This is a genomic window from Rhizobium sp. BR 314 (genome assembly GCF_047445805.1).
GTDB lineage: Bacteria > Pseudomonadota > Alphaproteobacteria > Rhizobiales > Rhizobiaceae > Rhizobium > Rhizobium lusitanum_B.
In genome coordinates this window covers 43150-66748 of sequence record NZ_JARWLA010000025.1, presented here as the reverse complement: position 1 = coordinate 66748, position 23599 = coordinate 43150, and the positions used below count along the sequence as shown (strand labels likewise).

Annotated in this window: 18 protein-coding genes and 5 pseudogenes; 10 read left to right on the top strand and 13 right to left on the bottom strand. The window is 55.9% G+C overall.

Features of this window, described 5'->3' with window-relative positions; genetic code table 11:
- Nucleotides 1-3: 3 nt before the first annotated feature.
- Nucleotides 4-1545 (top strand): SulP family inorganic anion transporter, encoded by a 1542-nt coding sequence (locus QD461_RS25370; RefSeq protein ID WP_004125887.1) that lies wholly within the window; start codon nucleotides 4-6, stop codon nucleotides 1543-1545.
- A gap of 465 nt (nucleotides 1546-2010) precedes the next feature.
- Here QD461_RS25370 and QD461_RS25365 read toward each other — a convergent pair whose 3' ends face one another.
- The 5 genes from QD461_RS25365 to QD461_RS25345 form a co-directional block, all read right to left on the bottom strand.
- Nucleotides 2011-3450: an amino acid permease gene (locus tag QD461_RS25365; protein WP_004125885.1), complete on the bottom strand. Its 1440-nt coding sequence runs from the start codon at nucleotides 3448-3450 to the stop codon at nucleotides 2011-2013.
- Between the two features lie 174 nt (nucleotides 3451-3624).
- Complete coding sequence (locus QD461_RS25360) at nucleotides 3625-4833, bottom strand: beta-ketoacyl-[acyl-carrier-protein] synthase family protein (RefSeq protein WP_004125883.1); 1209 nt, start codon at nucleotides 4831-4833, stop codon at nucleotides 3625-3627.
- On the bottom strand, nucleotides 4834-5115 hold the full coding sequence (locus tag QD461_RS25355; RefSeq protein WP_004125878.1) for an acyl carrier protein: 282 nt from the start codon (nucleotides 5113-5115) through the stop codon (nucleotides 4834-4836). It lies immediately after the preceding gene.
- A 95-nt stretch (nucleotides 5116-5210) separates the two neighbouring features.
- The gene (locus tag QD461_RS25350; protein ID WP_004125873.1) at nucleotides 5211-7136 is read right to left on the bottom strand and encodes an acyltransferase family protein; all 1926 of its coding nucleotides are present in this window, start codon (nucleotides 7134-7136) and stop codon (nucleotides 5211-5213) included.
- 172 nt (nucleotides 7137-7308) lie between these two features.
- A complete protein-coding gene (locus QD461_RS25345) occupies nucleotides 7309-7899 on the bottom strand; it encodes a NodA family N-acyltransferase (protein ID WP_004125869.1) in 591 nt (196 codons plus the stop codon).
- Nucleotides 7900-8390: 491 nt separating this feature from the next.
- Between QD461_RS25345 and QD461_RS25340 the strand changes: the two are divergent.
- Nucleotides 8391-8610: pseudogene (locus QD461_RS25340) on the top strand (hypothetical protein).
- A gap of 603 nt (nucleotides 8611-9213) precedes the next feature.
- Here the strand turns inward: QD461_RS25340 and QD461_RS25335 are convergent.
- Entirely contained in the window at nucleotides 9214-10263 is a 1050-nt protein-coding gene (locus QD461_RS25335; RefSeq protein WP_004112928.1) for an AraC family transcriptional regulator, read from the bottom strand.
- A 205-nt stretch (nucleotides 10264-10468) separates the two neighbouring features.
- Nucleotides 10469-11407: a LysR family transcriptional regulator gene (locus QD461_RS25330; protein WP_004112925.1), complete on the bottom strand. Its 939-nt coding sequence runs from the start codon at nucleotides 11405-11407 to the stop codon at nucleotides 10469-10471.
- A gap of 1179 nt (nucleotides 11408-12586) precedes the next feature.
- Between QD461_RS25330 and QD461_RS25325 the strand changes: the two genes are divergently transcribed.
- Entirely contained in the window at nucleotides 12587-13039 is a 453-nt protein-coding gene (locus QD461_RS25325) for an SgcJ/EcaC family oxidoreductase (protein WP_004112919.1), read from the top strand.
- Nucleotides 13040-13953: 914 nt separating this feature from the next.
- A pseudogene (locus QD461_RS25320) lies at nucleotides 13954-14970 on the top strand (radical SAM protein); the annotation flags it as partial.
- 97 nt (nucleotides 14971-15067) lie between these two features.
- Here QD461_RS25320 and QD461_RS25315 read toward each other — a convergent pair.
- A pseudogene (locus tag QD461_RS25315) lies at nucleotides 15068-15256 on the bottom strand (transposase domain-containing protein); the annotation flags it as partial.
- Between the two features lie 77 nt (nucleotides 15257-15333).
- Here QD461_RS25315 and QD461_RS25310 point away from each other — a divergent pair.
- From QD461_RS25310 to QD461_RS25300, 3 genes and pseudogenes are all read left to right on the top strand, one after another.
- A pseudogene (locus QD461_RS25310) lies at nucleotides 15334-15450 on the top strand (hypothetical protein); the annotation flags it as partial.
- Between the two features lie 106 nt (nucleotides 15451-15556).
- Complete coding sequence (locus tag QD461_RS25305) at nucleotides 15557-15733, top strand: hypothetical protein (RefSeq protein WP_240535395.1); 177 nt, start codon at nucleotides 15557-15559, stop codon at nucleotides 15731-15733.
- Nucleotides 15726-17681 carry a recombinase family protein gene (locus tag QD461_RS25300; protein ID WP_004112912.1) on the top strand — a complete coding sequence of 652 codons (1956 nt, stop codon included), beginning with the start codon at nucleotides 15726-15728 and terminating at the stop codon, nucleotides 17679-17681. The genes QD461_RS25305 and QD461_RS25300 overlap by 8 nt, the downstream gene beginning before the upstream one ends.
- Here QD461_RS25300 and tnpC read toward each other — a convergent pair.
- Nucleotides 17572-18500, bottom strand: a pseudogene (gene tnpC / locus QD461_RS25295) (IS66 family transposase). The gene QD461_RS25300 and the pseudogene tnpC overlap by 110 nt on opposite strands.
- A gap of 208 nt (nucleotides 18501-18708) precedes the next feature.
- On the opposite strand from tnpC, the gene QD461_RS25290 reads away from it, so the two are divergent.
- From QD461_RS25290 to QD461_RS25280, 3 genes are read left to right on the top strand one after another with little or no spacing between them, the layout of a single operon-like run.
- Nucleotides 18709-19170, top strand: coding sequence for a helix-turn-helix domain-containing protein (locus QD461_RS25290; RefSeq protein ID WP_004112894.1), 462 nt, complete (start codon nucleotides 18709-18711; stop codon nucleotides 19168-19170).
- Nucleotides 19171-19196: 26 nt separating this feature from the next.
- Nucleotides 19197-19460, top strand: a complete 264-nt coding sequence (locus QD461_RS25285) for a hypothetical protein (RefSeq protein ID WP_037136419.1) — start codon at nucleotides 19197-19199, stop codon at nucleotides 19458-19460.
- Complete coding sequence (locus QD461_RS25280; protein ID WP_240535394.1) at nucleotides 19457-21562, top strand: recombinase family protein; 2106 nt, start codon at nucleotides 19457-19459, stop codon at nucleotides 21560-21562. The genes QD461_RS25285 and QD461_RS25280 overlap by 4 nt, the downstream gene beginning before the upstream one ends.
- Here QD461_RS25280 and tnpB read toward each other — a convergent pair.
- The 4 genes from tnpB to QD461_RS25260 form a co-directional block, all read right to left on the bottom strand.
- Complete coding sequence (tnpB, locus tag QD461_RS25275) at nucleotides 21470-21802, bottom strand: IS66 family insertion sequence element accessory protein TnpB (protein WP_081598427.1); 333 nt, start codon at nucleotides 21800-21802, stop codon at nucleotides 21470-21472. The two genes, QD461_RS25280 and tnpB, sit on opposite strands and share 93 nt — an antisense overlap.
- Nucleotides 21799-22242 carry an IS66-like element accessory protein TnpA gene (gene tnpA / locus QD461_RS25270; protein ID WP_015341991.1) on the bottom strand — a complete coding sequence of 148 codons (444 nt, stop codon included), beginning with the start codon at nucleotides 22240-22242 and terminating at the stop codon, nucleotides 21799-21801. Before tnpA ends, tnpB begins: the two co-directional genes overlap by 4 nt.
- Nucleotides 22164-22856, bottom strand: a complete 693-nt coding sequence (locus QD461_RS25265) for a porin (protein ID WP_004112883.1) — start codon at nucleotides 22854-22856, stop codon at nucleotides 22164-22166. The genes tnpA and QD461_RS25265 overlap by 79 nt, the downstream gene beginning before the upstream one ends.
- 517 nt (nucleotides 22857-23373) lie before the next feature.
- Nucleotides 23374-23592 carry a ferredoxin gene (locus QD461_RS25260; RefSeq protein ID WP_004112880.1) on the bottom strand — a complete coding sequence of 73 codons (219 nt, stop codon included), beginning with the start codon at nucleotides 23590-23592 and terminating at the stop codon, nucleotides 23374-23376.
- Nucleotides 23593-23599 lie beyond the last annotated feature (7 nt).

Here is a 23599-nt window from a genome sequence, read left to right as displayed (position 1 = left end):
GCCATGACCAATAACAGCTTCGCTTTTTCGCGCGATTTCGCCTCGTCGCTTGTCGTCTTTTTCGTTGCTATCCCGCTTTGCCTTGGAATTGCAGTTGCCTCTGGCGTGCCTGTTGCCATGGGCCTGATATCAGGCATCGTCGGCGGCATTGTCGTGGGCTTGCTGGCGGGTTCGCCCCTGCAAGTATCGGGCCCTGCCGCTGGTCTGGCGGTCATCGTCTTCGGCTTTGTCGAACAATATGGAGTGGCCATGCTCGGGCCGGTCCTGATCGTTGCTGGGCTTTTGCAGATCCTTGCCGCGTTCCTGAAGATCGGATCATGGTTTCGGGCAATCTCGCCCGCTGTCGTTCACGGTATGCTCGCCGGTATCGGCATTCTGATCATCCTCGGACAAATACACGTTTTGATGGGGGCCAAACCGGCTGCGGGGGGCATTGAAAACGTCGTGGCGATGGAACGAACATTCGGACATCTTTGGGGAGGCGGCATGACGAGCGAATCCGTCGACTTGCTTATAGGGCTGATTTCCTTGCTCGCGATGATCGGCTGGGAAAAATTCAGGCCCAACCGGCTGAGGCTGGTCCCGAGTGCGCTGGTAGGCGTTGCCATCGGAACTACATTAACGGCTGCATTGCGGCTACCGATTGCCAGGGTCGAGGTTCCTGCATCTCTAGCAAACAGCATTTCATTGCCGACAGTGGAAAGTTTCGCGAATATGGCTCAGCCTGGAATCGTCGTCACATCGCTGGTGATTGCGGTCATCGCCAGTGCGGAATCATTGCTGTCGTCTGCGGCTGTCGACCGGATGCATGACGGCGCCAGCACACGCTTCAACAAGGAGCTTTTTGCACAAGGTATTGGCAACGGGCTCTGCGGACTGCTCGGTGGTCTGCCGATCACTGGTGTTATCGTACGCTCCTCGGCAAATATCCAAGCCGGGGCGCGTACACGGGCATCGGCTGTCCTGCATGGCGTCTGGATTCTTGGCCTTACGGTGTTGCTGCCGCAATTGCTTTCCATGGTGCCGCTGACGGCCCTGGCCGCAATACTGCTCGTGACGGGTTGGCGGCTGATCAGCCTTCATCACGTGCGCGATCTCTTCGATCATCATGGTTGGCTTCCCGTGGGCATCTGGATTGCGACTGTTGCGATGGTCGTACTGCAAGACCTGCTCGTGGGTGTTGCTCTAGGTTTGACGCTCTCGATTTTCGAGATCCTTCCTTATCTGCGGCGCAAGCTTGCTATCGATCGAATGGAAGATGCTGAGACGGTTCATCTGACGCTTGGTGGCGTTGCGACTTGCAGGGATGTTCCCGCGCTCCTTAATACTTTGGAATCGCTTCCAGCTGGTTGCACAGTCCGGATCGCCAGCAGCGATTTGCACTATGTGGACCATATCTGCGCAGAGACCTTACGCGACTGGCTTAAGCGGCAGAAAAAATTAGGTCGCACGGTCGATATTCAGCATCCACCCGCCGGCCGCCATCCGCGGCTGGTGCCAATCTTCAAGCGATTGACCGCCGAGACCGCCGACCCGACAGGATAAGTGGCAGGGACTGCTGAACAGCGGATGGGCGAAGACATTCTCAGCCATCCGGACCTTCTGCCGTGATCAACCGCCTCGCAAATTATAATTTAGAGAACCTTGCATGTTTCTCCTTAGATTTTGAGGTCCGTCCGCTGGCCAGCTTAAAAGGAGCGACCGTCGTGTCTGGCTTCGAAATGGCGTGCTGAACGTCGCATTGTTAGGCCGGCCCGCGGTTCGTTTTTGAGCCTTTGCAAGATAGCGAAGGAACAGCTCCGGTGCTTGATTGGCAGCCGGCCGTGTGGTGTTTCTGACAATTCGTGGTTCTTCCTACAAACTCGCCAATACGAACCAGGAACCCGGTGGCGCATCTGCCACTTTCTTGAGTTACACGAGCAGGTCTTCGGAAAAGGCGATCAGGGGACGACGCATCGGCAGCATGGCGCACTGGCGTCTCGCAGCTTCTTATCCGGCGGAAACTCTTCATCATATTTGATCAAGACCATTTACGCCCTCGCCGGGCAATCGCGAGCGCCGTGCCTTTTTGACTACTACATAGGCGATTGCGAGCAATACGAACCACAGCGGCGTAACCTTCAAGGCGATAGCCGTGTCCGGCTTCTGCGCCAAAGCCCACAAGATAAAGGTGAAGAAGCCGAAGACCATCGCGACAGCGGCACGTCCGCCGGGCATTTTGAAGGTCGATTTTTCGTGTAAGTCAGGCCGCTTGCGGCGATATTGCAGGTAAGATGCAAGGATGATCGACCAAATAAAGATGATAAGCACTGCAGAAACCGTCGTGACGATCGTGAAAGCCTCGATGACATTGTCTCCGGAATAAAGCAGGCCGATCCCCGCCAGCAGAAAGACGCACGAGAAGAACAAGGCATTTACCGGGACCTTCCTTCGGTTCAACTTGCCGAATAAGCCCGGCGCCAGCCGGAGGGTCGCAAGTCCGTAGACCATGCGCGATGTTGAATATATGCCTGAGTTGGCACTTGATGCCGCCGAGGTCAGTACGACGAAATTCACCACATGGGCGGCAATACCGAGGCCGGCAAGCGAAAACATAGCGACAAAGGGGCTCGAATTCGGATCGACTTGATTCCATGGAATGACCGTGAGGATGACGAACAGGGCACCGAGATAGAAGAGTGCCACACGGACCGGAATCGAGTTGATTGCCTTCGGCAGGTTGCGGGTCGAGTCTTTGGTCTCTGCCGCGGTCATTCCAACGAGTTCGATACCCGCAAAGGCAAACACAGCAATTTGGAAACCGGCAACGAAGCCGTGGAAGCCGTTCGGAAAGAAGCCGCCATGCAGCCATAGATGCGAGACCGATGCCCTGCTTCCATCGGGCAGTGTGAGGCCTGTGGAAAGCATGTAAGCACCGGTAACGATAAGCGACACGATGGTGACGATCTTGATGAGCGCAAACCAGAATTCGATTTCACCGAAATTGCGTACGGTCGGCAGGTTGAGGGCGAGAAGCGTGAATATAAGACCAAGCGCCGGTATCCAGAGCGCCATATCTGGGATCCAAAATGACACGTAGCTGGAGACGGCCACGACGTCGGCCACCCCGGTCACAATCCAGGAGAGCCAGTAGGTCCAGCCGGTGAAAAATTGCGCCCAGGGGCCGAGATAATCCCCGGCGAAATCCGCAAACGAACGATAGTCCGGATTGGATAGCAGGATTTCTCCAAGCGCACGCATGACGAAGAACAGCATGAAGCCGATGATCGCATAGACGAGCAAAATCGAGGGCCCGGCGAGCGAAATGGTCTTTCCTGATCCCATGAAAAGACCGGTTCCAATTGCGCCTCCGATGGCTATAAGCTGGAGGTGCCGGTTGGACAGATGACGTGCAAGATGATCATCCTCTTTTCGATGAGAATCTACGGAGTTCCGTGGTGCTACATTCATTGACTACCTCTCGTCCTTCATGATCGACGCGCCGATGATCGGCCAAACCTCACGGGCGCCAGCAGACAACATCATCCAAGTCAGAGAGCCACTGGCACAGCTCGCGCCAAGACGACTAAGATCCGACGTTCAGCACGGAATCATTAACAGGCAAGGCGAGGAAAACGCCCGGTTCTATACCCGCTTGAATGCCACGACGGCATTCGTGCCACCCATGGCGAAGGCGTTGCTCAGCGCTACGTGTACCTTCCGCTCGCGCGGCACATTGGGAGTAAAGTCGAGATCGCAAGCGGGATCCGGCTCGCGGTGATTGGCGGTCGGCGGCACGACGCCCTCGCGCAGAGCCATCACACAGGCGATCATCTCGAGCGCGCTCGACGCGCCGAGGCAATGCCCATGCACGGATTTGGTTGAAGAGACGGACATTGAGTGGGCATGATGCCGGAAGACACGTTTGATCGCTTCAGTTTCGATCTGATCGTTGGCTCTGGTACCAGTGCCATGCGCATTTACATAATCCACGTCCTCAGCATTCAGCTCAGCATCTAAAAGGCAGGCTCGCATCGCTGCCACTGGCCCTTCGACGGAAGGCGCAACGATGTCGAACGCATCGGCGGAATGACCAGCGCCGGCGATTTCAGCAAGAATTGGGGCACCGCGCCGTGCGGCATGTTGATAGCTTTCCAATACCGCGATGGCCGCACCCTCGCCTAATACCACGCCTCTTCTGTCGGCCGAGAAGGGGCGGCAGGTATCGGGTGCAAGTATACGCAGTGCTTCCCAAGACTTCAGCACGCCCCACACAAGCGGGGCATCGCTGCCGCCAGCAAGCATGACGTCGGCGCGGCCAGGTCTAATCTGATCCACCGCCGAGGCGATGGCATGGTTGGCCGAGGCACAGGCTGACGTGACGCCGAAAACCGGCCCCCTCAAGCCAAGGCTCATGCTGACGTGAGCGGCGGCAGCACTCGGCATAACCTTGGGTGCAGTAAGGATGGCAGCCCGGCGAGCGCCATCTAAAAGAAGAGCACGATAGTTTGCTTCGACCGCTTCCCAGCCGCAGACGCCGACACCTACTGTCGCACCGATGCGATAGGTATTTCCTTCGTCGATGGAGAGTTCGGCATGTCTTGCGGCTTCGCGTGCGGCAATCACGGCAAGCAAGCTGAAGCGGTCCATTGAATTGGATTGCTTCGAATTTAGGCCATGCTCCGGTAGCGTCTTGATCTCGGCGCCGATCATGCCCTTCAACTCGTGAAGTTCTGAATTGGCAATTGGGCCGATAGCTGAACGCCCTTCGCGCATTGCGTCCCAGATGGAGGCGTGGTTGGTTCCGAGCCCGCATAGGCCGCCTATTCCAGTGATAACGACGCGCCTGTCCATTCAAGCCTCCCTTGCTATCAAAGCGCGGACGGCTTCAATGAGATCGCCAACACTTTTAAGATTTGCCCAAGCTTCGGCGGTGTTAAACTCGATGCCGATGTCATAGGCTTGCTCTAGATCCCAGAGGATATCCGCCAGTGTTATCGAATCGATATCGAGCGAGCTCAGTTCGGTCTCAGTCGTTATTTCGTCGTCGCTCAAGGAGGGATCTTTGTCGGTGCCGTGCGCAGCAGCGTTTTTCTTGATCATGGCGATGACGTTATCTGCGATTTGATCTGGCATATTGTCTCCTATCGATTTTTGTTACGACGCATAGGTGGCACCAGGGCGCCTGCCTCTTCCCTCGAAATGGAAGGAGTGCATTGGCCAAACACGCTCTAACGAGCGGCCCTGATCAGCCTCTCAGCAAGATTTGTCTGGCGAGCGATGATCTCAGATCCTTCATAGGAAAGGTGACCGCTATCTCGGTAAAGGAATTTGCCGTCAATCTCGGTTTTGCATGTTGTGCCGTCGCAGAGAAAGTCGTGGTAGGAAACGACTTCTACGTCGGCCTTGAGCGCCACTTCGTTTAACAGCTCGAGGGTACGGGCGCGTCTGCGACGGTATTCACTGACATCTATTTTGCAGTCGCTGTAGCGCCCAAGCATAATGCTTCCCCTCGCCTTCCTCTCCAGGCAATCGCCAATGTCGAAGTTTCCGACTGGCGGAGGAGCAACCACAACCACGCGCTTGCCTAACGCGCGAACACCTTCGACGAGGGCCTTAATCCCCTCAATGGTTATATATTGCGAGACCTTGGCATCGGTGAAAGTCTCACCGTTCCTCTTAAGCACCATATATTCATTCGATACAGGCGTATCGAAAGGGCTTGAAATAGCCACCGTACTGATCTCCGGCCGATTTTTCAAAACGGCCAAAACACGGTCATTGAAGTCAATGCAATCCTCGCCGAAGGCACGAGAAAAGGGTGACGCTAACTCCTTTGAAACCGCAGCAACGCCGATGGCCGGGAAGCATCCGCTCATTGTGAGCTGAGCTAGTCCGCCTTCGCCGATTGTTTTGGCTAAGCCGGGAACCAGCGCCATGGCAAATGAATCGCCCCAGACCAGCAATTCTGGTCTGTTTGTGGTCTGGCAGCTCTTGGGGACGTCCTGAGGAGGCGGACCGGGTTTGAAATCACACGCTCTCGCGAGACCGTAGTTGATCCGCCGGATGGTGGCAAAATCAAACTTGTTCTCGGTTGTGGCTATGGCAACGGAGGGCGAGAAGGCGAGAAGGACCGATGCGGCCGCCAATCCTGAGACCAGCCGGAGACGAGACATGACGTACCCCCGTCGGAATGGCTCCTCCACGAACGAGTAAAGCGCCCAGCTTCCAACAAATGAGAAAGCAACGGCCGCATAGATCGCAAGCGCCGGAGGCTCCGCCAGCCAAACAGCTCTCATATAGACAAGCACGGGCCAGTGGATCAAATAGAGCGAGTAAGAGATGTCGCCAATCCTCGCCATGCCTCGCACGACAATGTTGTCCCGGGTGCGCGCAAGCAGGAAGGTCAGAGTTGCCAAGCAAATCAAAGCGGCATCCACGACTGGATGAGCGAAACCCATCGGGGCAAGGAGGAGAAGCGCGAGTGCTGGGAAACGTAACTTCACAAGCACGGCAGACACCACTGGCATCGTTGGAAGCAATGCGCCAAGTGAACCAATGGACATTTCCCAAGATCGGGTCGGCAGAAGATAAAACACAGCAGATGGGTTCTGGGCGACCAGATAAAAACATAGCGCAAGGCTAGCGACAAGGAACGCCGCTATTCCGATGAGCCACCATCTCCTCGGCGCCAAAGCCAAGAAGAGAGGCAGCAGCAGGTAGTACTGTTCTTCGACGGAGAGCGACCAAAAATGCAGGAGGGGCATCGTTTCGGCGGCGGGGCCGAAATAGTCCACTTGGTACCAAGGAACGATGTTACTGGAAAATGTGAGGGCCCCTATGACCTGATTGCGGAACTCCTGCAGCCCCACGTCCGAAAGCAAAAACGGCGAGGCGACCGTCGTAAGCGCAATGACGATGTAGGCCGCCGGCAATAGACGCTTCGCACGTCGGTAATAGAACTCCGAAAAGCTGAAGCGCGATTGCTCAAGCTGCGTCCGGACCAGCTTGGTGATCAGAAAGCCGGAAATTACGAAAAATACGTCAACGCCAAGATAGCCAGCTGTAAACGGCCCAATACGTGCATGATAGAGGACGACCAGCAAAACAGCCAAGCCACGCAACGCTTGGATATCGGTTCGAATTTCACGCGGCATTGGAGGGACCTGATGTAATTCTCTACTAATTAGATTCGCGATCGTTTGGCCGCAGGGTGGCTTTTAGGTTTCCCCAAGCAAGCCCGCGCTTGGATCAACTCTGATGTTGACCATGAACGCGCTGCTGCCTAGGTGCACTCGACGTATGCGGCGCATTGGCAACCCAGAAGCGTCATAGCTCCGGTCCATTGCGATCGATCATCGAACCAGAAGGCCAATCGGACATTGATCGTCCAATCGGTAGAACGACGACAAGTGCGTCATCGATGCGTGTGGGCGGCTTATCGAGGCGCGGCTCTTGTAAGGTGGACCGCACGCGAACGTGCGGAAAAACCGTCACAGGACCGTAACGGCCGAACCTCCGGATATGTCTTTGCAACTCCGGCCGAACCGTGCCGAATGCAAACGGAACGGCGAGATCCTGGAGTGTTGGAAGCATGGCTCGGATTGAATGGCTTATTCCGAGTCTTTCAAGATCGGTGCGTATCCCGTACAATCCCAACTCAGCCACCGGCAGGTCTATTCCGTCAACTTTAATGAAGCGGCGTAGCAGTCCCAGATGAGCGGCGATCCCGTCAACGTCATAGCCGATGAGGCGAAGTTCGGGTCTCGCTCCGGCCCAGCTTCGACTTCCCTCGAATGGTTTTGCATTAAAGGCCCCGGTTGGTCCATAGGTCGCTCGAAAGAACTTGGCGAGTTCGACATGATCGGCGAGTTCCAGCTCGTTTTCCCAGCATAGTCTCCACCGCATTTGAGAGCACATGCAAAGATCTCCTCTTCCGAGTGTTTTTTGAAGCAGCTGTGCGATGAAAGGCACCGGGTTGAGGGCGCCTAAAAGGCATTCGTCTGCCGCCGGCTGTAGCCCTCATGCCCATAGGATCGCTCGTGGCGCTGGGTTCCTTACTGTTCGGCTTTGCAACCAAATACTTGTCCATTCGCGAACCGCTTGCGATAGCCATCAATGTATTTGATAGTAATCAAACGATGTTCCTTTTTAATGGATCATAACGCTTAATTCGTAAAATCGATTATTTGGATGTGGCGCATCCATGCGATGAATGGATTGCATCCGATAAGTGCGACTAAAGTCCTTATTGAACTCAATGGGCCAACAACGGAGCGTCCGCTTGCACTGTGAGAAAGACTGCTCACACTTATTCGAATCATCATAGTGCTGGATGGCGATGGCCAGCAGTGCCGGCCATTTCGGGAATGGAGGTGTAAAGCGCTCTGCATAAATGGATAGGACGAAAAATGGAAGAAAGCATTGGGATCGACAACCGGGGTGACTTTGGTATCTGGGCTATTGAAGTTGCCAAGCAGATTGTCGGCGAACAGGGTTTTGATCTCGCCAAAGGCTGCGCGTGATGGAACTGAAGACGCAGTCCGGCAAGCAGGCAATGCTCTCGGGCAGGCTATCACCACTGCGCTCATGGACGTCTACGACGGCCTCCTTGAAGGCGCGCGAGACTAAGCCCTCGCAACATTGACGGTGTAGCAATTCGCTCCGGAATGCCCCGTCCGAGCACAGCTGCCTTCACGAATCATCTTCAGCAACGCTGATTAAGAAATTAAGAACGTCGTCGGCTTGGTTCTCTTGTCCCGGGATGAGCTTCGGTCGGCAGCACAGGACGGGCGAACAATGGGATCGAAAGCGGCATACGGCTCGCGATGCAGGCTGTGATCCACTCTGGTGTTCGCCGGCTGCGGCGTGGTTGATACCATGACACCGATTGCTGATGGGTCGGCCGAGGGAATTGCCCCCCTGCATTCTTGCCAATCATTGCGCTCGATCGACAGGCGCCCTGTCATTCCACGTGGCAAGCAATGACGGGGCGGGTGCGCTGACGCGGGTGGCAGTGGTGCGCCAGCGACAGGGCGCCCGGTCTATACCAGACAATCGGTCCGGGAGGAATCCTGTTCGCGAAAAATGAAGATGGTCATAGAGGAGGCATGCAATGATCCGAAAAGACATCGATATCGCTCAATGACACGGGAGAGCGGGGCAGTTAAGGAGACTGCCTGAGGCGCGCACGGCAAGCCGCCACACGCATCCAATCATCTGTCGCGCGAGAGATCATCTGCGCAAGATTGAATGGCCCACCACAGTTTGTGGTTGCCGGCGAGAGCGGGGCTGCATACCCCTGACGCGCTTTCTCGTGTGAGAAGGGCTTTCCCCGTAACTTGCCTTGTACATCGCCGAGAACCGTCCGAAGTGAAGAAATCCCCATTTCAAGCAAATTTCCCTCGTTGTATGCCCGTTCGCCGGATCAAGTAACTCCACCCGCGCCGCCCGCAAACGAAGCATGGCCAAATACGCGGCCGGCGTGGTCTCCCGGAAGGCACGGAACCCGAGTTGCAATGCGCGTGTCGACACCCCCGCGGCTTTCGCGACCATCGGCATTCTGATCGGCTGGCTGATATTGGCTTCCATATATTCAATCGCGCGCCGGACATGCCTGGGGGCTATCATGTAGGGCTTCCTGTCGAGCAGGTGCGAAAGCTTGTGCGGGACAAAGCGTACTATCAGGTCGGCCAAAGCTTGAGTGACGTGCGCCATTGCGATTGGGGATCGAACTGAGGGATCGCGCAACCCACGAATGACGGTCTCCGCGAGAGAGCCGATCATTTGACCGGCCGACGTCGACGTTTCCAATTCCGGCAGAAGGTCCAATGATCCACTGAATGGCGTCTCGAACGTTTGATCAAGCGTCTGCAGAATCACATTCCAGTCGAGCAAAAGCTCGTCAATGACGTTCGATCGGCCATACATCACAACGCTCTCTGGCTCAAGATTGTTGTATAGGAGCAACTTACCGGGTCGAGCGGTGGCTTCGCGCGAGGCGTAGGTCACTCCCATGCCTCCGCTACGCGGTAGCACAATCGACAAATGCTGCACAGCGTTGATGGTAGGCTGGATTTGAAACTCAAACTCGTGTTGATGAAAACCCTTGATCACGGTGGCATAGTCACAGGTCGAAAAATCCAGACTCCACTGGAAGTCATCGACAGGGCTGACCAGCGCGGCTTTATACTCACCAAAGGCAGTACCGAGTGTTTCGATCATGCCATCAAATGACGATCCACCACGCTTAAATGTCAAATGGGGGCTGCTGCTTTGAAACATCCGATACGCCTGTTCGTGGTTGCAATTGGGATACTACACTCTTGGCGAGCCTATTTGCGGTTAGTCGCCGCGGTAACGAATTCAGCTCATAGTCCCATGAAGCCCTGGAAGTCCATCCGCACCTCGTCGTCGTAATAGGCCCAAATCCGCCCAGTAATCTTGTGGGCGGCACCCACTCAAAGACGTTCAGTTTCATTTCGGTCTCCTAAATGTCACTTTCGCGACACATCGAAGGACTTGCTACGCGGCCCGCCTCCTGCAGAATTATCTCACGCATCCAGGTGCTCGCCGGATCGTTTTCATGCGAGGCTGGCCACTGGATGCCCTCGGTGAACGCCGGAAGAGGTATTGGACTTTCCACAATTCGCAAGGGCATAGATGGTGCGAGATGCTTCACCAGTCGCAGAGGCAGAATTGCGAGCCTGTCGGTGCCCAATAGCGCTGCGGGCACCATCCCGAAGCTCTGAACGGCAACTTCGACACGCCTTTTGACACCTCGTTCCGATAAATAAAAGTCCTCAAGCGACTGCTGTTGACCAACCCCAGACTTAGCTGTGACGTGGCCCATCGCCATATACTCTCTGACCGTAAGTTGACCAGATAGTTTCGTATTCGTCGTACAGCCAACGGACACGAACTTTTCGTCGAACAGCTTCGCTCTGGGATGTGCGCTTGACATAAACAATTCCGGAAGAATTAGAAAATCGGCTTTGCCCCGCCGCAGAAGCTGGTCCGGATTATCTGGGAGCGGAATTAACTCGAAACTGACAGCGGGAGCTTCCCTTGCCAGACGCTTTATGATTTTCCGGAAGAATACTGTCGTCATGAAATCACAAAGCGCGATCGTAAAGTGTCGCTCCGGTTCGTCTAATGCGAAGCTATCTGCAGAAATAATGTTGAGTTGAATGTGCTGTAGTGTCTCTCGGACCGCGGAGGCGAGGCTTTCCGCACGTGGCGTCAGGATAAGTTTCCGGTTCTGCATCGTAAACAGGTCATCGCCGAAATAGTCGCGCAGCCGGCGGACGGCGGCACTCATTGCAGGCTGACTGAGATTGATGCTGCGCGCCGCTGCCGAAACGTTGCGTTCCGTCATCAAAGCGTCAAATGCGACGAGAAGATTAAGATCAAGACCCTTGAAACGCATACCGATTTAGCCCCAGAATTATCGTGAGGGTTGAAAAGAACAGTAGTGTTCCGATGTTTGCGGGCAGATCTGACGTCGTGACCTTTCAAAGCAAGATCAATCATTATCGCAAAGACTATTGAGTGCGTAATACGGATATCTTAGGATTGAATTGACCAGTTTTGATTGTAGGCAACCTCACATTCTGGACATTATGGCCTACTGCCTGCCGTTGCATTTTTCACAGTCTCCAGGGTGTTGAGTTTGGCTTCGTCCAGTTTTTTCTGACGGCACTTTGATGGTGCCGCATGGTTTCAACGCCCAACTTCTTGCGTGTCAGATGCTGGACAGGACGGGACCGAACTGGCACATCGTTAATTTCAGTGGGCGAACTTGCCTGGAACGCGGCTTCGAACGAGCTACTGGAAGACATGTCGACACCGTGCTTCAAAAGGGATTCGGGCACGCCGTGCCTCCTGACTGCGACGTGTCTGCCCGGTCGGGTTCAGCTTGCGTTCCAGCAAAATCGCGCAGCAACACCCGGAAGCGCCGAGAGCCCGATCGCTCATCGTCGCTAAATTGTCAGTTGTTTAAAGAAAAGCTCAATTGGCTTGCTCTTCCCTCCAGGCGGTCACAATTTTGCAAAGCCAAATTGCACTCCGCGAACATGTGGGAAGAAGCCCGCGGCGGCCTCCAGAACTCGCTTGAGGAATTCGACATATCAGAGTGCCGGGCACGAAAAATATTCGGTTGCTTGAGTGGAATCACCAACCGCAAAAGTCCAATCGAAGGGCTGCGAGCGGCGACCCTCCCGGACAGGCAAAACCATGTATCCGATAAGGGGCAAAGCGTCGTGGCAAATCATCCTATCTTTTGCATTTGCCGCGACTTGTCATGAAGAAGCTCGTTGATCGAGAGCAGCCCCTAACTTCAGATTGCTGAGATGCGCCGCGGCAGGAGCTTGGCCGGCTCGGCGATTCCTAACGAGGGATGCGCTGTTTAGCGTGTAAATTGATGCCGTGGATGTGTGCTATTCAAACAATCGATTTTGCGAATTGATGGCGGTGCTGCATCAGGCGGACCATTGATTGCAGAGAACCTGGGGCGTCGACGGCACAAGAGTGACGCTGAAAGCAATCAAAAGCAGTCAGGAGAAGCCCTGCCGAGAACTATCGCGCAATCAAAAACCGGAGATGAAGCATGCGTCTTACACTTGCCGCCGCGGCGGTACTTTCCACTTTATCTTTGCAGCAAGCCGTCGCTGGCACTGTAAACTGCGCTCCGATCACCGAGCAGCAGGTAGCAGAATTGTTCGATCGCTGGAATGCGTCGCTCAGAACACTCGACTCCGAAAAAGTTGCCGCGAATTATGCGGAAAATGCGATCCTGCTGCCGACGCTGTCGAACACACCGCGCCTGACACACGAGCAGCGAGCCGCTTATTTCGAGCACTTTCTCAAAAAGCGGCCGAAAGGATCGATCGATCTGCGCGTGATCAGGATCGGATGTAACATGGCAACGGACAGCGGCATTTATACTTTTTCATTCGCCGATGGCACCAAAATTCCCGCACGTTACACCTACACCTATGAATTCATGGACGGAAAATGGATGATTACAGCCCATCACTCCTCATCGATGCCTGAGACATAGGGATGGCTCGAGCACGCGTGCTGGCGATATGCCAGCACACGCTTGCGGTGAACTCCAGCTCATCACTCCAAGCCAGAACTTTCGCCAGCAACACTTGCCTCACTGTTCTTTCTTCCCAACGAAAATCGCTGGATCGTATGACGGGCCATAACGTGAGCTTGAAACCGCCGAAAGGGTCATGGCATGAAGGTCTATGCCGGCGTCATCTTTGAAAAAGCGGCTTCCGGCGGCCTCGTCGACACGTCGTCTCCGTCGTTCTTGCAAAAGCACTGGTCGAAATTGCCGGCGAGGAAGAGGCTGCCGCGGCCCGTCACCTTTTGAGGCCGTTTCTGTCAACCGGCGCCAGGGGCCGAACAGATTCTCCGCCCTTAGCCGGCGCAGCGATCAATCAGAGTACAAATTCAAAGCGTTCGACCAGAGCCCACTCTCAGCAACGGTGCCCGCCTCCTCGGAGAGGCCGATCGCGGGACGGCTCCTCCTCCTTGACGCAGTGCATTGTGGAGCTACGCATCCATCATGCCAAGCGACAAATGGGATTCAAAACATCGAGATGATTGGGCGGCGCGCTTGTCCTATGTCGGACATTGTCGAAAGGACAACGTTGCATTTGGCTTCAAGGCGTTGGGTCATCGTCACAATCCGAATTTAAGCACAAACGTCTTTCGGCATTCGAACTAAGGACAGCTCATTTCAGCGACGTCGATGATACGCAAGTCCTGGATCGTTCACTCGACTGGAATGACCTTTGCGTTTGCGATTTAAGGGCGGCGGGAACGGGCGACCGGCATTGGAAGACGGGAAGCCATGATGCCTGGCGGCGAAAAAGCACCCCTCGAGCGCAGAATCCCATCTGATCGAAAGGAAGACGACGCGTGAAATCTGGACATGATAAGCCGGACTGGAGACGAAAGTCATTGCGCGCCTCATCATCAACTTTCATCTCGAAAAAACATAGCGAGGCGCATTTACCTTGGTATACCATCTATCCAACGATACAGGAGTTTTCCTCTGCAATCGGCGCCCATACGTATGAGGAATGGCTGCGGAGCCTGCCAACCGATGACGCTGTTTCGCTCTATCTGCACATTCCATTTTGCCGCTCGATGTGCTGGTATTGTGGTTTTCCAACGAGCATCACTCGTCTGGATAATTTGATCATCCACTATCTAGCAATGCTCCGTGAGGAGATCCGCTTGGTCGCCGAGCAAGCGCCGAAGGCACTTGGCGTGAGCGACGTGCACTTCGGGGGCGGATCCCCGACCATCATGCCGCCAGCAGACTTCCTGTCGCTAATGGAACTTTTGCGCGGCCACTTCGCGTTCGAGAAAGCGGCTAACATCGCTATCGAGGTCGACCCGCGCACCTTCACCACCGATATGGCCGAAGCCTTGGAGAAAGCCGGTGTGAACCGCGCAAGCGTTGGTGTGCAGAGCTTTGATCCCATCGTACAAAAGGCGATCAACCGGGTTCAGAGCGAGGCGCAGGTGATGACTGCCGTCCAGAACCTTCGCCTGCATGGAATAGGGCGCATCAATTTCGACCTGATGTTTGGATTGCCCTATCAAACAGTCCAGTCCTGTCGCCAGAGCGCGAAGTTAGCTATTGAGATGCGTCCCGACCGTCTCGCGGTCTTCGGTTATTCGCACGATCTATCCTATAGAAAAAATCAGCTCCTGATTGACCGGGCAGCATTGCCCGATATAGCCGGGCGCGCTGAGCAGGCCTCGGTCATGGCCGAAACGTTAGCCGCTGCCGGCTATCTGCAAATCGGGCTCGACCATTTCGCGCTGCCGGATGATGAGCTTGCATTAGCGGAGAGAACTGGTCGTCTGCGGCGCAATTTGCTTGGTTACTCGGCCGAAACACGCCCAACTGTGATCGGCTTCGGCGCGTCGGCCATCGGTCGTTGCGGCGAAGGCTACGTTCAAAACGTATGCGGCGTCCACGCCCCATCGATTTTTCAGTTGCAGTGATCTGAGGTTGATCTACGGCCCGTCAAATGAGCTCACCGAAGAGTACCTGACGAGCTCATTGTGAGGCCTTGATGCGGGCGGCGTAGGCCCAGGGCATGAGGGCATCGATGTCTTTTGCTAGGTGGCCGTTTGCGAGGCTGACGAAGAGATCGCACAGATAGGCGTAGGGTTCAACGCTGTTCATTTTACAAGTGCCGATCAGGCTGGCAAACCGGGCCCAGTTGCGGCCCCCTCCCTCGAAGCCGGGTTCATAATGCCGGGTTTCTGGCATTCGAGTCCACGGTCACTTATCCCTTCCATCCACTGGTTGACCAAACCGTATTGGTAACCGGCAGCCATGAGCACGAAGGTGTTCATTATCTGCTGATTCGACAAGCCCATGGTGGCTCATTTCAAATCCCCGCATGGATGTTTGATCCTGCGGCAAGTTCGATCGAGATTGTAGCCGAGCCGCGCCTTTCGGCAGCCAAGCTTATTGAACTGCGCGCATTCATTGATTCTCACGTACCTTTTCGCTCGGTTCAAGAAGCCGAAGGGATAAGCCATGAGAAAGCAATTTCGCATGCAATTGGATCTGTTCGTGACAGCCCGGCCGGTAGACCTGAGCGACACCCAGCGCCGGGAAGCCTTAACACTCCTTCAATTACTGTTGACGGAAGCGGCGGCAAAGCTGGCCGGCAAGCGGTTCGCCGACGGCGGAAAGGAGGCGGGCAATGAGTAAGATTACCGCCGACCATCTTAGCCTTAGCGCCTTCGTCTACGTCCGGCAGTCGACAGCCTACCAGGTTGCCAATAACCTGGAAAGCCAACGACGGCAGTACGGCTTAGTCGAGCGTGCTCGACAGTTGGGTTGGGAGACCGTCGAGATCGTCGACGATGACCTTGGACGATCCGGAGGTGGCATCGCCCGCCCAGGATTCGAGAAGCTGTTGGCGGCGATATGTGAAGGTCGGGTGGGAGCAGTCGTATCGCTTGAGGCCTCACGTCTGGCGCGCAATGGCCGTGATTGGCATACGTTGCTGGAATTTTGTGGTCTGGTCGGCACTCTGATCGTTGACGAAGAGGCTATTTACGATCCGCGCTCGCCTAACGATCGTCTCCTTCTTGGCATGAAGGGTACGATGAGCGAGATGGAGTTATCCGTGTTTCGGCAACGATCCGTCGAGGCCATGCGCCAAAAAGCGCGGCGCGGCGAACTTCATCTGACTGTTGCCGTCGGATATGTGAAGACGGATGATGCCCGTGTCGAGAAAGATCCTGATCGGCGCGTTCAGGAGAGCATTCTGCTCGTCTTTCGTAAATTCGCCGAACTGCAGACCGTCCGCCAGGTGTTGCTCTGGTTCAGGCAAGAGAATGTCTTGGTTCCGTCTGTCAATCAAGGGCGCGGCAAACCGCCGATCGAGTGGAAAGCTCCGGTTTATCATACCCTTCATCACATACTGACAAACCCCGTCTACGCTGGCTCGTACGCCTACGGCCGGCGTGGGACACGGGTGATGATCAAGGATGGGCGCAAACGGGTCATCCGTGATACGTTGCGGCGTAATTCGAAGGACTGGGAAGTTTTGATCCACGACCATCATGAAGGCTATATTAGCTGGGCCGAGTTTGAAAGGAATCAGCATCTGATCGCCGAGAATGCGAATGGAAAAAGCTACATAGGGCGGGGTTCGATAAGGCGTGGCGAAGCTTTGTTGCCTGGACTATTTCGTTGCGGTCGCTGCGGTCGTCGACTGCATATTCAATATTCTGGGAAAGGCGGCAACACGCAGCGATACGTTTGTCGCGGCACATTCGGCGACATGGCGGCTGCAAACTGCATCGGGTTCGGTGGCATGCGCGTCGATCGGGCCGTCGCGCAGGAAGTTCTCGAACGACTGCAACCCCTCGGGATCGAGGCGGCGTTGCAGGCAATGGAGGCGCACACGCAGCGTCATAGCGATAAGCGTCAGCAACTCGAGAACTCAATCAAGCAAGCACAATATGAGGCTGCTCGAGCGCGGCGCCAGTATGACGCTGTCGATCCCGACAATCGGTTGGTCGCGGGCGAGTTGGAAAGACGCTGGAATGAGAAACTGATCCAATTGCGTGACCTGGAGATCGAGCTTGAGACGCTCTCGACCGACCGCGACATGCCCGCGCTATCGGCAGATGACCGTGCAAGACTGATGAAGCTCGGCAGGGACCTGGGGCAGGCATGGGACAGCCCCAGCGTATCCATTGAGACGCGCAAAAAGATCATTCGGCTACTAATCACGGAAATTGTTGTCGATCTCGTGCGCGCCTTGGCAAGGCAGTTACCTGATTTGTCAATCGCAGCGATCCTGAACCGCTCCGGCAAGCGGACTGGACATGGCGCCAGCTGGACACGAAGCCACGTCTGCAGTCTTCGCAACATCCACGGCATCCCCGTCTATCGGGAAGGCGAACGGGCTGAACGCGGCGAGAGAACCCTCGACGAGACCGCCGACATTCTGAAGGTAAGTCGAGCTACGGCTTATCGGATGGTAAGCAGCGGCGTCCTTCCCGCTCGACAGCTATGTGCTGGAGCGCCTTGGATCATTCAACTTTCCGACCTTCAAGACGACACTGTTCGCCGCGAAGCAGATGCCAGGCGATCAAGACGTCCGATATCTCAGGATCCGGTTCAAAATCCCCTTTTATTTTAAGGACATCGTCAGATGAGCAGTATGTCGCGCCAACGTCGCTACCGGCAAAGAGCGCATTGCGGCGATTCATGGCTGGTCGGCGGATCGCGTTTTCCACCAGGTTGGAGTCGATATCGACGTGGCCGTCGTCCAGAAACAGCCGGAATCCGTCCTGCCGCGTCAGCATATAGGCCAGGGCTTTTCCGAGGTCGGACTTGCGTGAGACGCGCTGGCTTGCGCTGCGAGCCAGGTGAAGAATTCGTCCACCAGCGGGAGGGACAGGTCCTGTCGAACTGCCCGGCGATGTTCGGGATCTGAGCCCCGGATACTGCCTTCGATCTTGTAGAGCGCGGCGATCCGCACCAGCGCCTCGTCGACGATGGGCGATCCACTCTTTGGCGCGGCCTTGATCAGCTTTCTGCGCCCGTGCGCCCAACAGAAAGCCAGCTTCAAGGGATCACCGCCCATCCGGTCCGACGTGGCGAGGTGAGAGTAACCACCGTAGGCATCCACCTGGATTGTCCCGTTGAACCCGTCGAGGATTTCAGCGGCATATTCGCCTTTACGCCCGGGCCGATAATGGAACACCACGCCCGGCGGCGCAGAACCGTTCCAGCCGCGGTCGTCACGCAACACGGCCCAGAGATAACCGGTCTTCGTCTTGCCTCGCCCCGGATCCAACACCGGAGCCGTGGTCTCGTCGACATAGAGCCGCGTGCTTTCAAACAGCAGCCGTTTTGCCATGTAGTCGACCAATCTTGTGAGCGTTGATCCGGAAGTTGCCGCGAGCAACGGGCGGGCGCTCTTGCTGGTTTCGAACTTGATGGAATTGGCCAACATGGTGGAACACCTTTGTGACAGGTTGGCAGCGCGGTGGCGAGCGGAGTGTAAGGACAATTATGCCGCTAATGTAAACGAGATTATGCCGCAAGAGGACTCGCTGTATGGCATATTTCCCTAATTTGCTCAGAGAATGTCCTTGATACAAATCAGAAGTGCGGTATAATTAGCATTACATTAATGCTCGATCTCATACCCGGAGCCCGCAATGCCTGCGAAGTACGGCGGCAAGCGATCAAAGATGGATGCCCTCATCGACGAGGGCACCTTCAATCCAAATTCCGAGAAGGTGCGCGACCCGAAGTTCCGCGGCAGCGAGTTCTTCGATCCGCGCGACGCCGTCCAGGTCAAATACGAGATGCTGCGACGCGTCTCCGTCGACAACGTCTCGGTAACGGACGCTTCCGACGAGTATGGTGTTTCCAGACCGACCTACTACCAGGCCAAGGCAAACTTCGACACGAGTGGGATTGCTGGACTGGTGCCGGCAAAGCCGGGTCCCCGCGGGCCCCACAAGGTCGACGACAAAGTCCTGGCATTTCTGCAGGCAAGGCTGGTTCCGGGCGTACCCGTTCATGCACGCGAGCTCGCCAAGATGGTCCGCAACGAACTCGATATCGAGCTTCATCCCAGGACGATCGAGCGGGTGTTAAAAAAAACGATCCGCTAGACGTTGCCACGGGACCGGCATGTTCATTGCCGGCCATCGCGGACCAGTACGAGATGCTGCGCAGTGCAGCTCTCGGCGAAGTTCTGCCGCTCAAGGCCCGTAGCGGCCTCATGCTTTTTCTGCGCCGCGGCATGTGGGGATGGGCCCGTGCACTGCCTGCGGCGGCAAGCCCTGATCAAGACCCGTTTTACCTGTCATTGGCCACCCGACCGGCGCGCGACGACCTCAGCGCCGTCGTTCATGTCCTGGCGACCATCGCCATGAGCATCCACCAACGGAGAGCACCATGAACATGAATGTACACCTCAAAGTCCAGTCCCATCACCGTGAACGCAGCGCCTACCTCTACATCCGCCAATCTTCGATGCGGCAAGTCATCGACAATACCGAGAGCGCCATGCGGCAATATGCGCTTCGCGGGCGCGCTATCGCACTTGGTTGGCGCGAGGAGCAAATTATCGTCATCGATAACGATCAGGGTGAATCCGGCGCATCGGCGGTCTGGCGCGAGGGATTTCAGCGGCTGGTCAGCGATGTCGGCATGGGGCATGCCGGGATCGTCATGGGTCTGGAGGTCTCCCGGCTGGCGCGCAACAATGCCGACTGGCAGCGTCTACTGGAGATCTGCGCCCTTGCTGACACCCTGATCCTCGACGAGGACGGTGTCTATGACCCGGCAAGTTTCAACGACCGCCTCCTGCTCGGCCTCAAGGGAACAATGAGTGAGGCCGAACTGCATGTGATCAAGGCAAGGCTGCGCGGCGGTATTCTCAACAAGGCACGGCGCGGCGAGTTCCGTTGCCCCCTGCCAACCGGACTGGTCTATGACCATTCCGGCAATGTGGCTCTCGATCCGGACATGCAAATTAGAGAGACGATTGCTCATTTCTTTGAGACGTTCTCTCGCGTCGGATCCGCCTCCCAGACCGTCAAGGCCTTTCGTCAGGAAGGTATTCTCTTTCCCTCCCGCCTGCACGATAGCCAGACTGTTTTTCGGCCACTGACGCCTTCGACGGCGATGCGCGTGCTGCATAATCCACGTTACGCCGGAGCCTATGCCTATGGTCGCCGTCGCTATCGACGAACCATCGATGGCAAAAAGCTCGTCCGTGAACAAGGTACCGACGATTGGACGGCGTGTATTCCAGATGCCCATCCCGGCTATATCAGCTGGGAGCAGCACCAAGAGAACCTGAGGATTCTAAAGTCGAACATCTGCCATAAATGGAACGCCGGTGTCGCATCGCCTCCGCGGGAAGGACCGGCGCTGCTGCAGGGACGGGCCGTGTGTGGGCAATGCGGCAGGCATTTTCACATGCGCTACGCTGCCCGACGCGGTCGACAGGAAGCCTGGTACGTTTGTGACCGCGCCCGTAGCAATCGCGGAGAACACGTGTGCCAGGCGATCGCTGCTCCTCCCGTCGACGAAGCCATCGGCATGTTGATCGCGGATCAGATGACGCCGGCAGCCGTCGAACTGGCAATTGAAGTCCGCAAAGAAATCGAAGCGCGACATGAAGAGGCGGACCGGCTGCGCTGTCGCGCAATCGAGCGCGCCCAAACCGAGGCCGATCTCGCCCAGCGCCGTTTCATGCTCGTCGATCCCAATAACCGCCTTGTCGCCGACACGCTCGAAGGGGAATGGAACGAGAAGCTCCGCATCTTGGCTAATGCCCGCGAAGAGCGCGAGCGCGCCCAGGAGCACGATCAATTCATCCTCAATAAGGCCGTCCAAGAGCGGTTGGTCACAATGACGGCGGACTTCAAAAAGCTCTGGACCAATTCAGAGACCCCGAACCGCGAACGAAAGCGCTTGCTTGCCCACATCATTGAGGATGTCACCCTCCTCAAACTACCGAAGAGAGGCACAACCAAGGCTCATATTCGCTTCAAAGGCGGCAAAACCCAGACACTCGTCACCATCAGCCCAAAATCGCCCAGCCAGCAGGTCAAGACGAGCCCCGACGTCATCCAACTGATCGATAAACTCCTCGACGATCATATTTTTTCCGAGATCGCCGACATTCTCAACAATCAGGGATACCGTCCGGGCTCGGTGACGCGCCGTGACCAGCGCAACGCCCGCTTCACAACCAAACGCGTCACCTATCTTGTTCGCGAATACAAGCTGAGATCACGCTATGACCGGCTCCGGGATCGTGGGATGTTGACAAAGAAGGAGGCGGCTGCACACCTCAATATCCATGAGCATACCCTCGCCAGATGGGCTGAACATGGCCTCGTCACCAGCCATGCCTACAACGGACACTATTACCTGTACGAGCTTCCGAAGAGCGATTTACCGCAAAAGCAATGCAGTCGATGGAACCAACTCGTCGATCGCCTCGCCGCCCATAAGGAAAATGCCAGACACGCCAAAACCTTCAACTGAATCCGAAAGAGAGATGCAGTATGAATGCAGATCGTTGTAGGTTAGCACCATTCCGGTGCCATCCCACACCAGGATCTTCAGGCGATCGCCGCGCTTCGACCGGAAGATCACCGTCACCCCGGAATGCGGATCGAGCTTCAATTCGGTCTGCACCATCAGAGCCAGCGCCTGATGCCCACAGCGGAAGTCAACCGGCCGCGTTGCAATCAGGATCGGCAGGCGTTGGCCCGCGACGATCATGCCGTCCCTCGCATGGCTCGCACCAGAGCCGCCACACGTTCAACCGGCACATCGCCGGGAACCCGCATCACAACGTCCGGGCCGATCTCCAATGTCAAGACCGACGAAACCGTCGCCGGCAGCGGCGGCGCCAAAACACTCACAGCCTCGCTCGGCTCTGCCGCAATCGCCAAAGGCACAAATGCAGGCTCGGCATCGCCGCTCTCCGACTGGCCCGACATAGTCTCAAAAGGCAACGCCAGAATGCCCTCGCGCACTTGCCGGCGCCACAAGGAAAGCTGGTGCGCAACAACGTCATGACGGCGCGCGACATCAACAACACGAACGCCAGGCTCAAGGCTTTCCGCCACGATCCGCGCCTTCACATCGTCCGGCCAACGCCGGTTTCCGCGGCGCGGCTCGACAACTTCGTAACGCCCAACAAATCCATCATCTGCCATGCAAATCTCCAGATAGTCCTGGAAACCTTCTCGCACACCCGGCAAGCCTCAAAATATAGCCAATTCAATGGGGCGGAGACGGCGCTTACGCCGCAATCATAAAAATACGAAAGTTGATTCAATTTGAGAGGGCCATTGCCGATTACATCCGGATTGATGACATTGCCGACATAGCCGATCCAATCATTATATTGAGAGCCGGCGCGGCCGATGAGGAAACCACCAAGCGATATATTCGCCACAGGTAGATCGGCGCCGATCGTGCTACTATCGTCCGTATAATCGAACCGTAGAGTCGTCGTCGTCTTCAGGAGGCCATATTCAGTCTCCGTTGCCGCATTGACATAGATTTCGCTTCGCGTCAGCCAGGTGGTGCCGCTGGGTTCAACTGGGGCGTAAGGATTGTATGACGATGCCTGCGTGCGGACCATACCCCCGACTTGCATGCAGGTTTCAGATCCAGGGATATAGAAATAGCCCTTGCCGTAGGCATCGCAGATGCGGACAAGTTCAGCCGGTTCCGGCTCGACGGCGACGACTTGATCGATAGCGCATACGGAAGGCGCGACTGAAAGTGTTGCAATCCCGCCGAGAAGAATGGGTCTGATATTCACTGAAGCTCCGATGTTTGGGTCAAAGAGAAATTCATCGCCCGCGCTAAACGCGTGCTCAACAATCGTCCTGGAAAGCGAATTTTATGCATGAGATTTGGGATCAGGGATTCATTCCCATCCCTGAGCAAGCAAGGACTATCGTTACGTTTTCAAGAGAAGCAATTCGTCCTGAATATTCCTTGGTGACAAGACCAGATCTCTCCATTACGTCCGGAAATCTGATGGCAGGAGGTAGGCGGCGGCAGAGAGCATTTTGCTGACATTTTCGACATTTCCGCTCAGTTGACTTTGATCGTGAAGCGTTCGCAAATGGCTCGAAGCAATATGCATGCCGCAGGAAAAACCCTTTGTTTTGCAGTAACTTTCTTAAAGCAGCTCTCCGGCAAGTCCGCCATTGTCGCATGTCAGACAGACCTGAGCGACATCGGCGCATGATGTTTGCAGGTAGCAGCTTTTGAAACACGGGTGGATCGTCGATCAACCGTCTGCTTATCGCTTGCAGGTCTAAAGCCTCAGTTCACGCCGTGACTCCAACTGTATCGAATGAGCGGGTGATTTCCAGCGCACGTTCGGGGCATGATCGAGCACCCCGGGATGCGCGAAATTCGTTCCCTGCAGCAACGTCGATATTGCCGGGCAGGATATAACCATCCTCATCCAACTTGAAGATCTCCGGCGCTTGGAACCAGCATCGCGCGTGTCCCTGGCATTTGGCAGTGTGGACGATGATGTGCATGCCGCAC

Coding starts and splice junctions, on each gene's coding strand:
- QD461_RS25300 (WP_004112912.1), top strand. CDS start 15,726: ATGAGTAAGATTACCGCCGACCATCTTAGCCTTAGCGCCTTCGTCTAC.
- tnpB (WP_081598427.1), bottom strand. CDS start 21,802: ATGATCGTCGCGGGCCAACGCCTGCCGATCCTGATTGCAACGCGGCCG.
- tnpA (WP_015341991.1), bottom strand. CDS start 22,242: ATGGCAGATGATGGATTTGTTGGGCGTTACGAAGTTGTCGAGCCGCGC.
- QD461_RS25335 (WP_004112928.1), bottom strand. CDS start 10,263: ATGTTTCAAAGCAGCAGCCCCCATTTGACATTTAAGCGTGGTGGATCG.
- QD461_RS25360 (WP_004125883.1), bottom strand. CDS start 4,833: ATGGACAGGCGCGTCGTTATCACTGGAATAGGCGGCCTATGCGGGCTC.
- QD461_RS25280 (WP_240535394.1), top strand. CDS start 19,457: ATGAACATGAATGTACACCTCAAAGTCCAGTCCCATCACCGTGAACGC.
- QD461_RS25330 (WP_004112925.1), bottom strand. CDS start 11,407: ATGCGTTTCAAGGGTCTTGATCTTAATCTTCTCGTCGCATTTGACGCT.
- QD461_RS25305 (WP_240535395.1), top strand. CDS start 15,557: ATGAGAAAGCAATTTCGCATGCAATTGGATCTGTTCGTGACAGCCCGG.
- QD461_RS25350 (WP_004125873.1), bottom strand. CDS start 7,136: ATGCCGCGTGAAATTCGAACCGATATCCAAGCGTTGCGTGGCTTGGCT.
- QD461_RS25260 (WP_004112880.1), bottom strand. CDS start 23,592: ATGCACATCATCGTCCACACTGCCAAATGCCAGGGACACGCGCGATGC.
- QD461_RS25345 (WP_004125869.1), bottom strand. CDS start 7,899: ATGTGCTCTCAAATGCGGTGGAGACTATGCTGGGAAAACGAGCTGGAA.
- QD461_RS25355 (WP_004125878.1), bottom strand. CDS start 5,115: ATGCCAGATCAAATCGCAGATAACGTCATCGCCATGATCAAGAAAAAC.
- QD461_RS25365 (WP_004125885.1), bottom strand. CDS start 3,450: ATGAATGTAGCACCACGGAACTCCGTAGATTCTCATCGAAAAGAGGAT.
- QD461_RS25325 (WP_004112919.1), top strand. CDS start 12,587: ATGCGTCTTACACTTGCCGCCGCGGCGGTACTTTCCACTTTATCTTTG.
- QD461_RS25290 (WP_004112894.1), top strand. CDS start 18,709: ATGCCTGCGAAGTACGGCGGCAAGCGATCAAAGATGGATGCCCTCATC.
- QD461_RS25370 (WP_004125887.1), top strand. CDS start 4: ATGACCAATAACAGCTTCGCTTTTTCGCGCGATTTCGCCTCGTCGCTT.